The sequence below is a fragment of the Floridaenema evergladense BLCC-F167 genome (assembly GCF_041929205.2).
GTDB lineage: Bacteria > Cyanobacteriota > Cyanobacteriia > Cyanobacteriales > Aerosakkonemataceae > Floridanema > Floridanema evergladense.
This window is the reverse complement of record NZ_CM171625.1, coordinates 5,073,522-5,087,504: the sequence shown is the minus strand read 5'-3', so window position 1 is coordinate 5,087,504 and position 13,983 is coordinate 5,073,522. Positions and strand designations below refer to the sequence as shown.

General features: G+C 36.5%; 3 protein-coding genes. All 3 read left to right on the top strand.

The genetic code is table 11. From position 1 onward, the window contains the following. Positions 1-133 precede the first annotated feature (133 nt). The 3 genes from ACE1CA_RS24645 (at position 134) to ACE1CA_RS24635 (ending at position 13,901) form a co-directional block, all read left to right on the top strand. Complete coding sequence (locus ACE1CA_RS24645) at positions 134-1,876, top strand: DUF2235 domain-containing protein (RefSeq protein WP_413280120.1); 1,743 nt, start codon at positions 134-136, stop codon at positions 1,874-1,876. 119 nt (positions 1,877-1,995) lie between these two features. Then, positions 1,996-9,708, top strand: a complete 7,713-nt coding sequence (locus ACE1CA_RS24640) for an amino acid adenylation domain-containing protein (RefSeq protein WP_413280119.1) — start codon at positions 1,996-1,998, stop codon at positions 9,706-9,708. After that, positions 9,705-13,901, top strand: a complete 4,197-nt coding sequence (locus ACE1CA_RS24635) for an amino acid adenylation domain-containing protein (protein WP_413280118.1) — start codon at positions 9,705-9,707, stop codon at positions 13,899-13,901. The genes ACE1CA_RS24640 and ACE1CA_RS24635 overlap by 4 nt, the downstream gene beginning before the upstream one ends. Positions 13,902-13,983 lie beyond the last annotated feature (82 nt).

Below are 13,983 nucleotides of genomic sequence, written 5' to 3'. Positions count from 1 at the left end.
AAAAGTGAGAAAAAAACAAATCTTTAACTGGCATTAAAGAATTTGTTATTGGTTCTTTAGTAAAGTACTCTAACTACTGGAAAGGTTCTCAATTAACGCTATAATTTACAGAGCTACTTGGAGTAAAAAAGCAATGTCTATCAGAAAGAAAAAAACCAAAAACCAACAAGAAGATCAACTAGTAACCGAAGATGAAAATTTAACTGAAGTTACTGAAGAAGATGCAACGGAATCATCTTTTATCGAAGAAAATGAACAACCAATTACGACAATAGAAACATCATCTACTGGCGAATCTGAACAAACAATTACTATTGAAACATCATCTACAACGGAAGGAATTGAACAACCAATGACGGCAATAGAAACATCATCTACTGGTGAATCTGAACAACCAATTACTATTGAAACATCATCTGCAATGGAAGGAATTGAACAACCAATTACGACAATAGAAACATCATTTACTGGTGAATCTGAACAAACAATTACTATTGAAACATCATCTACAATGGAAGGAATTGAACAACCAATTACGACAATAGAAACATCATCTACAGAGCAAGGAATTGAACAAATAATTACAGCGATCGAATCATCTTCTCTTGCTGTAGGAATTGATATGGCGGGAGGAATTGAACAAATTACAACGGCGATCGAATCATCTTTTCCAGAAGGGATTGAACAAATAATTATTGCTCCAGAATCAGCCACTACAGGAGAAACTGAACAACCAACTATTGCAGTTAATGAGAATGAACAAACTCCCCAGTCGCCAGTTGTTGTGGGGAAGAAAAAACGCTTAGTAGTTTGTTGTGATGGAACTTGGCATGAACTAACGAGTGCTTATCCTACAAATGTACTAAAATTAGCCCGGTTGGTTAAATATACAGCTGACGATCAAACGCCACAATTAGTATTCTATTCATCGGGATTTAGTAGAGAAGATGGTAATCTACCTGATTTGATCGATCGCTTTGGTGATAGCGCTTTTAGGTGGGGAATCGATCGGCTTATTCAAGATGCCTACCGATTTCTATGTATGAACTACGATCCAGACAGTCAGGATGAAATTTATCTATTTGGTTTTAGTCGCGGAGCTTATATTGTTCGTTGTTTAGCGGGGATGATTTACAAATGTGGTTTATTAAGACGTTCCAAGATTCAAGAAATTAGAAAAGCTTATGAGCTTTATCGAGATAGTAAAATCGTTCATGATTCTCTAGAAGCTCAAGAATTCCGTCAAGAAAACTCTAAAAAAGTTTCTCAGGGAGCAACTGATTTAGAGAATAACATCTCCATCAAAATGTTAGGCTGCTGGGAAACAGTGGGAACATTAGGCATTCCTGATGTACTACCTTTGCCAGCCATTGAGAGAATCTGGAATATCAATTATCAATTTTATGATGCTACCCTAAGCCCAATTGTGGAAAATGGTTTCCATGCTGTAGCTATTGATGAAAAACGCAAAGTTTTTCCTTCGACTCCTCTAAAGAAAAATGAAAAAAATCCTAATCAAGTAGTAGAGGAAGTGTGGTTTGTTGGTGAACATAGTTGTGTTGGTGGAGGGAATAAAAATTATCGAGGATTATCAGATTATGCACTGCAATGGATGCTCCAGAAGGCACAAAATTTAGGGTTGGAATTTTATTCAACTGAAAATGACAGCGAAGATTTTCAGATTAAACCAGATCCAACAACTTATTTTGATAATACCGTCGAGGGAGTTTATCTGTTAAGAGGAGAGGGATGGCGATCGACAAATTCATTACGAATTGCAGTTCATAGTAGTGTTGTAAAACGACTGAAAGCTTGCTTAGAGTATCGCCCGGAGAATCTTAAATCTGTGATTCCACATTTACTTGCTTCTGAGTGATTAGTAAGCCAACCTTTACAAATATCTTTTTTGACTTAATTAAAGATATTTGTAAAGGTTGATATTCACAATAAAATGATGATTAAATCATTAAAATTGGCGTTTCTCTGAATGATATTATGACTAACTTATTCAAACGTCTGGAAAATCTTTCTCCTGAAAAACGTGCATTAGTTCTGCAAAAGCTCAAAGAGCAACAAGAATTATCTCGGAAAAATGATTTTCAACAAAATTCATCCCTAAGACAGGTTTCTCGAAAACAGCCGATTCCTCTTTCTTTTGCTCAACAAAGATTATGGTTTATTGATAAATTAGAAGCAGATAATTGTCCCTATAATGTTCCTATTTTTTGGCAAATTACGGGCGATCTTAAGATATCTGTTTTAGAAAAATCTATTAGAGAAATTGTCCAAAGGCATGAAGTTTTACGCACTACATTTTCAGTTATTGATGGTTCGCCAATCCAAGTAATTCACTCTAGCGTACAACTGTCAATACAGGTGCTAGACTGGCGAGATTTGACAGAAACAGAGCAATTAAAGAAAGCTCAACACTTAGCAATAGAAGAATTCCAAAGACCTTTTGATTTATCAAATTCTCCTTTGTTACGGGTAAAATTGTTGCAATTGTCTGATAATTTTCATCTACTATTGATTGTTATCCATCATATAATTTTTGATGGTTGGTCAATGGAAATATTCCGACGAGAATTGTTTAGTCTTTATGCTGCTTTTAGCGATGGAAAACTTTCTCCATTACCCCCATTATCGCTGCAATATGCAGATTTTGCTCATTGGCAAAGAGAATGGTTACAAGGAAAAATACTGCAAACTCAACTTAATTATTGGCAACAACAATTAGCTGATGTTCCGCCTTTGTTAGAATTGCCAACAGATCGATCGCGCCCTTCAGTGCAATCTTTTCGGGGAGGGAGCGAATTTTTGCGGCTCGATCGCAATTTAACCCAAAAGTTAAAGCATTTGAGTCAAGAGTCAGGAACAACGCTGTTTATGACTTTGTTGACAGCATTTACGATTTTACTTTCGCGTTATAGCAGACAAGAAGATATTGTTTTGGGCTCTGCGATCGCTAATCGCAACCGTAAAGAAATTGAAGGGTTAATTGGCTTTTTTGTCAATAGTTTAGCCTTGCGAATTAACTTACAAGGAAATCCCACTTTCTTAGAATTACTTGCTAGAGTAAAACGAGTAAGTTTAGATGCTTACGACCATCAAGATTTGCCCTTTGAAAAATTAGTGGATGAACTGGGATTAGAGCGATCGCTTGCTCATCATCCCTTATTTCAAGTAGCATTTGGTTTGCAAAATGAAACTAACGAAAATCTAGAAATCAATGGATTAACTGTTACTACTTTTAAGTGGGAAAATACAACTACTCTGTTTGATTTATCGCTAATTTTTCGGGAAACTTCCCAAGAATTAATCGGGGAATGGGAATATGCTACTGATTTGTTTGACCAGAACACCATTCAACGAATGACTCAACATTTTACTGTGTTGCTGGAAGCAATTGTCGATCGCCCTCAACAACCGATCAATAGCCTACCATTACTCACAAAAAATGAAATTCAGCAATTACGAGACTGGAATCAAACAGATACTAATTATTGCTTGAATCAAACATTCGTTGACCTATTTGAACAACAAGTTGCAAAAAATCCCGATCGAATCGCTTTAGTATTTGAATCCCAAAGCCTAACTTATCAACAACTCAATCAAAAAGTTAACCAAATTGCTCATTATCTAATTCATAATCACCACATTAAATCTGAAACTTTAATTAGTATTTGTGTAGAACGTTCTTTCGAGATGATTATTGGCATATTGGCTATCTTAAAAGCAGGTGGCTGTTATGTGCCAATTGACCCAAAATATCCCCAAGAACGCATTCAATTCATGCTCGAAGATTCGGGGACATCAGTATTACTAACTCAAAGTTCTATCAAAGATAAATTACCAATAAAAAGTACTTGCCAAGTTATTTATTTAGAATCTGGAACTTTCGCTGACGAATCAACAGAAAATCTTCTACCACAAACTAAACCAGAAAATTTAGCATATCTAATTTATACTTCTGGTTCCACAGGACAACCCAAAGGAGTGATGATTGAACACCGCGCCTTGGTGAATTTAATCTTAACTTGGGCGGAAACTTTTCAAATTAAACCGGAAACTCGTTGGCTGCAATTTGGTGCTTTTAGTTTCGATTTATCAATTGGCGAAATTGCCACTGCTTTATCCGCAGGTGCTACTTTGTATCTAGCTAAATCAGAAACTTTATTACCTAGTCAAAGCTTGGTTAATTTGTTGCGCGATCGCCAAATTTCTCATATAGCTCTACCTCCTTCCACCTTATCTATCTTACCTCAAGCTTCACTACCAGACCTACAAAACATAATCGTTGGCGGCGAAGTTTGTCCAGCAGAAATAGTAACGCAATGGGCAAAAGAACGACGGTTTTTTAATTGCTATGGACCGACAGAATCAACGGTTACAGTGAGTATAGCCGAATGTAACCCGAATGGGAAAAAACCCGACATTGGTAAACCAATAGCTAATAACCGAATTTATATTTTAGATGCCCAAAATCAACTTTTACCTCCGGGAATTCCCGGAGAATTATGTATTGCAGGAATTGGATTATCCAGAGGTTATTTACATCGTCCTGACTTAACCAAAGAAAAATTTATTGAAGTTGATTTGTTTGGTAAAAGTGAGCGAATTTACAAAACTGGTGACTTAGCCAAATGGAATTTCCAAGGAAATATTGAGTATCTTGGACGCATTGACGACCAAATTAAACTCAGAGGATTTAGAGTAGAAATTGGTGAAATTGAAGCAACTTTATTACAAAATAAATGGGTTAAAGAAGCCGTTGTCATTCTCTACGAAGCTGATGATAATCCTCGGTTAGTGGCATATATCACAACAGCGGAGAAATCCAGCAATTTAGGTAATCAACTTAAGGAATACTTAAAAACGCTATTACCAAATTATATGGTTCCAGCGCAGATAATCCTATTGGATAAATTACCAATTACTCCTAATGGTAAGCTCGATCGCAAATCCCTACCAACACCAGACATAAATGCTGCAATTAACTGGGAAATGCCAATAACTCCCACAGAAGAACTACTGGCTAGTTTATGGCAAGCTCTTTTAAAAGTTAAATATGTTAGTCGTCGAGACAATTTCTTTGAACTTGGCGGACATTCTCTGTTAGCTACTCAATTAATTACTAGAATTCGTGATAGTTTTGGAGTAGAAATATCTGTACGCAAGGTATTTGAGTATAGCATTTTATTTGAGTTAGCAATAGAAATCGATCGAGCTGCTTTAGGTGTCACCTTACCTCCGATCGCACCTCAGCCAGAAAATGAACCCAAAACATTATCATTTGCTCAATCAAGGCTTTGGTTTTTAGCGCAATTAGAAGGTTCAGGAACTTGGGGTAACTATAATATATCAACAGCTTACTCACTTAATGGTAATTTGAATATAGAAGCCTTGCGTGCCAGTTTTGCTTATTTGATTAAACGCCATGAAATTCTCCGCACTTGTTTCCCAGTGATTGAAGGAGAGGCGCAAGTAATTATTAAAAATCCTGAACAGATAGAAGTTTTAGCGATCGTCAATCTGCAAGAACTCCCTCCCCAAATTCAAGCAGAAACCGTCCAAAACTTAGCAGACATTCATGCAGCAGAACCATTTGATTTAAATGTTGGGCCACTGTTAAAAATCAAATTATTACAACTAGGCAAACAGAAAAATGTGCTGCTTATTAATATGCACCATATTATTAGTGATGGTTGGTCAATGGGAGTATTTAAACGGGAATGGGAACAAGCTTATTCTGCTTTTGCCAGCGGGAATCTTCCCAATTTCTCACCATTACCAATTCAATATACTGATTATGCAGCTTGGCAGCGTAATTGGCTACAAGGAGAGATTTTAGAAACTCAAAAAAACTATTGGAAACAACAGCTAAAAGATGCGCCTCAATTACTTGATTTACCTACTGATTATCCTCGTCCAGCACAACAAAGTTATCAAGGTGGACGCGAAGAATATAGTTTGAGTGGGGAGTTGACTGAAAAACTAAAACTTTTGAGTCAAAAACAGGGAGTTAGTTTGTTTATGACTCTGTTGACGGCTTTCAATATTTTACTATCTCGTTATAGCCGTCAAGAAGATTTATGTGTTGGTTCTGCGATCGCCAATCGCACCCACAGTCACACCGAAGGATTAATTGGATTTTTCGTTAATACATTAGTTTTGCGGAGTCAAATTAAGCCAGAACAAAACTTTATTGAATTACTCCAAAAAACCCGCCAAACTTGTTTAGAAGCATACTCCCATCAAGATATTCCCTTTGAATATTTGGTAGAACAATTGCACCCGGAACGCAGTCTTAGTTATAACCCTTTGTTCCAGGTAATGATAGTTTTGCAAAATATGGAAAGTGCAGGGATAAAAGTTAAATTACCAGAACTTGATATTAAATATTTGGAGCAAGATTATCCATTTACCAAGTTTGATTTAACCTTGGATGTTTCTGAAAGGGATAATCAACTGCATTGTATGTGGGAATATGCGACAGATTTATTCGCGCCGACAACAATTCAACGGATGGCAGGACACTTGGAAATATTGCTAGAAGCAATTACTCAAAATCCCCAACAATCAATCAGTACGCTACCTTTAATTACCACCGTAGAAATCAAACAGCTACAACTTTGGAATCAAACAAATATTGATTATCCTCAAGACCAAACATTAATAACTCTGTTTGAACAACAGGTAGCGAAAACCCCCGATCGAATTGCTCTAGTGTTTGAAAACAAAACCTTAAGTTATGAAGAATTAAACCAAAAGGCTAATCAGTTAACTTATCATTTGTTAGCAATAAAAGAAGAGAAAAAATTGCCGAATAATTCATTGATGGCAATTTGTATCGAACGATCGCTAGAAATGGTTATCGGGATATTCGCTATTCTCAAAGCTGGTGGAGCTTATGTAGCGATCGATCCCAATTATCCCCAAGAACGCATTCAATTAATGCTCGAAGATAGTAATGCTTCTTTACTACTAACAACCAGCAATATTAAAAAGAAACTGCCCTTAGAAAAACTGCAAAATAACTGTCAAGTAGTATTTTGGGAACAAGAAATATGGACGAATCTAGCAACAGAAAACCTAATTCCTCAAAGTAAACCTAATGATTTAGCTTATGTAATTTATACTTCTGGTTCCACAGGACGACCTAAAGGCGTTGCCATTGCCCATTATAGCCCAGTAGTTTTAATCAAGTGGGCACACTCAATCTTCAGTACAGAACAACTTGCAGGTGTTTTAGCATCAACCTCAATTTGTTTTGACCTTTCAATTTTTGAAATTTTTGTTCCTCTCACTCAAGGCGGTAGTGTAATAGTAGTAGAAAATGCACTTTATATTGAGCAAGCACAAAAAAGTATTGTCCCAATTACCTTGATTAATACAGTACCGAGTGCAGCAGCGGAATTGTTGAATATGAATGTAATTCCCCCCAGCGTGAAAGTGATTAATTTAGCAGGAGAAGCATTAAGAAATAGTTTGGTACAGTCATTATATCAAGCCACATCAGTAACAGAAATTTATAATCTTTATGGCCCTTCTGAAGATACAACTTACTCAACTTTTACGAAAGTTGCTAAAAATGCCCAACATGAACCAACGATCGGAAAAGCGATCGCCAATACCCGCATTTACATTCTAGATAAACATAATCAACTCCTTCCTCCTGGTATTCCTGGGGAACTTTGTATTGCAGGTAAAGGATTGGCTCAAAATTATTTAAATCACCCCGAACTTACTGCGGAAAAATTCATTCATCTCAACCTATTCAATCAAACTGAACGAATTTATAAAACAGGTGATTTAGCCCGTTGGCTACCTGATGGGAATTTACAGTATTTAGGTCGGATCGATCGGCAAATCAAGCTGCGTGGTTTTCGGATTGAATTAGGCGAAATTGAAACATTATTAATCGAACATCCAACGATTCAAGAAGCTGTCGTTATTGTCAGAGAAGACATCGAATTCGATCGAAGTTTAGTAGCGTATATTGTCCCCACCTCAACCAAAAATGATGACCTGCAAAATCAACAAGTAGAACTCTGGCAACAAGTATTTACCGATGCTTATCTTAACTCTAATTCCTCAGAAGATCCTACACTCAATCTAGCAGGTTGGAACGATCGATACACAGGAGAACCTTATCCCAAATCAGCAATGCAAGAATGGCGAGATACAACAGTTGAGCAAATTCTAGAACTTAAACCGATTCGAGTTTGGGAAATAGGTTGTGGAACGGGAATGTTATTGTTTAAAATTGCGCCCCATTGTCAACATTATCTAGGTACAGATTTCTCATCGGAAGCATTGCAGTACATTGAAAAACATCTCAAACAACAATCTCTTCAGGAAAAAGTCACTTTAAAAACCTGTGCTGCTAACCAATTTGATGGCATTGAAATCGGTGCTTATGACTTGGTAATTATGAATTCTGTTATCCAATATTTTCCCTCATTGGATTACTTTTTGTCGGTACTGGAAGGGGCGATCGCAGCAGTAAAAAATCAAGGAGCAATTTTTATAGGAGATGTGCGAAACCTCAATTTATTAGCAGCTTTTCACACCGCAGTTGAATTTTATCGTGCCGAAGACAACTTATCAATTAAAGAATTGCGTCAACGAATTCAACAAAGTATTTGTAACGAAGGTGAATTACTAATTGACCCCGATTTCTTTATTACCATAAAACACAAATTTCCGCGAATTAGTCAAGTAGAAATTCAATTAAAACGTGGTTATACTCACACAGAAATGAGTCGGTTTCGCTATGATGTAGTTTTACATCTAGACCAAATAAATAATTCTTTCGTAACTCCAGAATGGTTAGACTGGGAAAGTGAAGAATTGAACTTGGAAAAAATTGAGCAACTTCTCACAACACAAAAATCAGATTTGCTAGGTATTAGAAATATCCCCAATGCTCGACTAACTTCAGAGATGATACTGTTAGAAAAAATTAATCAATTAGAGAGCAATGTTTCGGATTTAAAAATGGCAATTTATCACGCTAAATTAGGAATAGAACCTGAAGCATTCCGAACTTTAGTCAGGGAATTATCTTATACACCTTTTGTCCAATATAACTCAACAGATTTTTCTAGTTACGATGTTGTTTTTCAAAGGAATAATGCTGAACAAACTAGAATACCAAGATTCACTCAAGAACATAATTTGCGATCGAAACCTTGGCAACATTACGCCAATCAACCTTTACACTATCGCACCGCAGAAATCGATCCAGGATTATTAGATGAATGGCGAAGTTTTCTCAGTAAAACTCTCCCAGAATATACGATCCCTAATCATTTCATTGCTTTAGAAAAACTCCCACTCACCCCAAACGGAAAAATCGATCGCAAAGCTTTACCAAAACCAGGCACAACATTAACAACAAAAAACATTGAATTACCTGTAACATCAACAGAAAAATTGCTTGCAGAAATCTGGACAAAGTTGCTGAAATATGAATTAATTGCCCGTGAAGACAACTTCTTCAAATTAGGAGGACATTCTTTATTAGGCACTCAACTATGTTCTCGTATCCGTGACAAATTCAAAGTAGAAATACCTCTGCGAAAACTGTTTGAATTACCCACACTAAATGAATTAGCAAATTATATCGATACCTGTTTATGGATGAATTATTCCTCCGCAGATATCCAACCTTTAAACTCCGATGAAGAGGAAATAGAACTATGACACAAAAAGAGCAAGTAATTTCTTTGATGCTTAGTTTACAAAACCTGGGTTGCAAAATTTGGGCTGAAGATGATAAATTACGAATCCGAACCAGTAAAAATGCCCTTACTTCTGAACTTAAGCAGGAAATTCAAAGCCACAAAGCAGATATATTAGCCTTCTTAAAGGCTGCCAAAGTTGAAAATACTATGGCAGAGGCAATTCCTAAATTATCAGATGATGCACCAAAAATTCTTTCTTTTGCTCAACAACGCCTCTGGCTGTTAGCGCAATTTCAAGAGTTATCAGCTAGTTACAATATGCCGATCGCTCTACAATTAAAAGGCAACCTTAATATTAATGCCTTGCACTCTAGTTTCGCCTATCTGCTTAACCGTCATACCAGTTTAAGGATATACTTTCCTACAATAGCAGGACAACCTCAAGTCGCAATCCGAAATTTAGAAGAAATCGAAATTCTCAACATACTAGACTGCCAAAATCTTGATGAAAATCCTCACTCTCCCAATGTCAAGCAGTTAATTAATAGTTACGTTCAAGAACCATTTAACTTAAATATTGGCCCTTTATTTAAAGCGGAACTGTTGCAATTAAAAGAGCAAAAATATCTGTTGCTAATTAATATGCACCATATTATCAGTGATGGTTGGTCAATGGGAATATTTGTTAAAGAATTACGCCAAGCTTATATTGCCTTCGCCCAAAATCAAACCCCAAATCTGCCTCCTCTAACTATTGAATATAGCGATTATGCAACCTGGCAAAGAAACTGGTTACAAGGGGAAGTATTAGAAAGCCAAATTAACTATTGGAAACAGCAACTTAATCATGCTCCACCTTTACTGGAATTACCTACTGATTATCCCCGTCCCGCATTACAAACTTACAAAGGAAACCGCTATTCATATACTCTAAATTCTCAATTAACTGCTGCCATTAAAACATTCTGTCAGCAACAAGGAGTAAGTCTATTTATGATTTTATTGGCAGCTTTAAGTATTCTACTTTCTCGTTATAGTCGCCAAAACGATCTTTGTATTGGTTCTCCCATTGCTAACCGTACCCATAGCCAAACTGAATCATTAATCGGTTTTTTTGTCAACACATTAGTATTGCGTAGTCAAATCAAACCTGAGCAAACTTTTATCGAATTTCTCCAACAAATTCGCCAAAATTGTTTAGATGCTTATGCTCATCAAGATATCCCCTTTGAAGTTTTGGTAGAAAAGTTACAACCAGAACGCAGTACGAGTCATCATCCATTATTTCAAGTGATGTTTACCCTAGAAAATAATGAAAGTCCCGACCTAAATTTGCCAGGGTTAGAAATTCAATGGCTGGGATTAAGTTATCCATTTGCTAAGTTCGATTTAGCATTAATAGCCAGCGAATCCGATCGCCAGTTAAATTGTTCTTGGGAATATGCTACCGACCTTTTTGAGAGTAGCACCATACAACGAATTGCAGAACATTTTGTGATTTTACTTCAAGGAATTATCGATCGCCCCCACCAACCAATAAATACACTATCTTTTATCACAGCATCCGAACTGCTACAACTACAACACTGGAATCAAACTCAAACCAATTACCCCCTCAATCAAACTTTTGTTGACCTATTTGAACAACAAGTTGAACAAAATCCCGATCGAATCGCTTTAGTATTTGAATCTCAAAGCCTAACTTATCAACAACTCAATCAAAAAGCCAACCAAGTCGCTCATTATCTAATCAATCATCACCAAATTCAGCCCGACACCTTAATTGCTATCTGTGTTGAACGTTCTTTTGAGATGATTATTGGCATATTGGCTATTTTAAAATCAGGTGGTGCTTATTTGCCGATCGATCCCGACTATCCGCAAGAACGCATTCAATTTATGCTCGAAGATTCGGCAACATCATTATTGCTAACTCAAAGTTATATCAAAGATAAATTACCATTAAACACTTTAAAAAAATCCTGTAAAGTTATTTGTTTAGAACCAGAAACATTTGATTTCCAATCAATAACAAACCCCCCAACTCGAAGTAAACCGGAAAATTTAGCTTATCTAATTTATACTTCTGGTTCGACTGGACAACCAAAAGGAGTAGCGATCGAACATCGGGGATTGACTAATTTTGTTTTAGCATGGGCGCATAATTTTCAACTACAATCCCACAGCCGTTGCTTACAACTAGCATCTCTTAGTTTTGATATGTCTCTGGGTGAAATCGCCCCTACTCTCATTACCGGAGCTTGTTTATACCTGAGCAAAAAAGAAACTTTATTACACAGTCAAAGCTTGCTTAACTTCATAGCAAAAAGCAAAATTTCCCATATTATTATTCCTCCTTCAATTTTATCTGTATTACCTCAAACTGCTTTACCTGATTTGCAAAGTATTGTAGTCGGTGGCGAAGTTTGCTCGGCGGAATTAGTCACAAAATGGGCAGATGGAAGACAATTTTACAATGGTTATGGACCAACAGAAACTACAATTTGTGTGGTAGTAGCTCCTTGTCAAACTAATGGCAAAAAACCCCCGATTGGTAAACCTTTTCCAAATATCCGCATTTATATTTTAGATGCACAAAATCAACCGCTACCCCCTGGAATACCCGGAGAATTGTGTATTGCTGGAGTGAGTTTAGCTAGAGGTTATTTACATCGTCCCGAATTAACTGCCGCTAAATTTTTGCAAGTTGAGTTATTTGGAAAAACTGAGCGAATTTATAAAACAGGCGATTTAGCTAGATGGAATGATAAGGGCAATTTGGAGTATTTAGGACGCATTGACGACCAAATTAAACTTAGAGGTTTTCGGATTGAACTGGGTGAAATAGAGGCAATTTTGTTACAACATCCATCAGTAAAAGAAGCCGTTGTTACTTTATATAAAACTGAAAACAATGAGAGTTTAATTGCATATATAACTAGAAGTAATGATGCTTCTTCTTATGAATTAAAAAATCACCTCAAATCCTGCTCACCCAATTACATGATACCTGCTCAAATCATTGTACTTGAAAAGTTTCCTTTAACTGCTAATGGCAAAGTCGATCGCAAAGCCTTACCCACTCCCAATATATTGAACAAAGGTGGATGTGCAGATCCACGCAATGAAATCGAAAAACAATTAATACAAATATGGTCTGCCATACTCGAACCTCAAGAAATTGGCATTTATGATAACTTTTTCGACTTAGGTGGTCATTCTTTATTAGCGATGAAATTGCTTAATAATATTCAACAAGTTTTTGAGCAACAAGTTTCTTTAAGTACTTTATTTCAAAATCCGACAATTGCTCAACTAGCACAAGAAATTGGTAATACTAAATTACCACAAGTACACCCCGATTTACTTTCACTTCAACCTTTAGGAAAAGCAACCCCTCTATTTTGTCTTCCTGGTGCAAACGGACATAGTTTCTATTTTCGAGATTTAGCAATCAATTTAGGAATTGAACACCCCGTTTATGGACTCGAAACACCGGGAAGAGACGGACTTAGCCCTCTTCCTAAATCAGTAGAAGACCACGCAAGTCAACTAATTAATTTATTACGCCAAAAACAACCTCAAAGCCCTTACGTACTAGCAGGATATTCTTCTGGTTGTGCTGTGGCTTTTGAAATGGCTTCCCAACTGGAACAACAAGGAGAAAAAGTAGATTTACTAGCTATTTTTGACGCTGGATTGGTTGTTTATCCTGAGTATTTTACTAACAAAAAAGAAATTGATTGGATTTGGCAATTAATTCAAAGAATTAAAGCTTTAAAAGCAGTTAATTTAGAACTGAGCTACGATGATTTGTTAAGTCAACCGGACGATCGAACTCGGTGGAATCTAGCGGCAGAGTATCTATATCAAAATAATATTTTACCAGAACATTCCAGCCTCGATCTACTCAAAACTAATATGAAAGTTATGAAAGCCCTGACTCTCAATTACGCAAATTATCGCCCTACTCATTCAATTTCTGCCCCCATTGTCTTATTCCGCGCTCAAGAAATTCATGATATTGTTTTACAAGAATTGCAAGCTATTTCCGACTACAATTTACCCGACTGGGGATGGCAAGCATACACTCAGAAGCTTGTCAAGGTTATATGTATACCAGGAAATCATGGTCGAATGCTTTATGAACCCAACGTAAAAATATTAGCCACTCAATTACAAGTCTTGAAGTCTAAAGCCCCCTTGCTTTAGTAGTAAGGTATTAGCATAGCAGAAAAATTTAATTCTTCTACTTTGTATTGACTAATTCACTAAACTGATCAAAAATTAAATT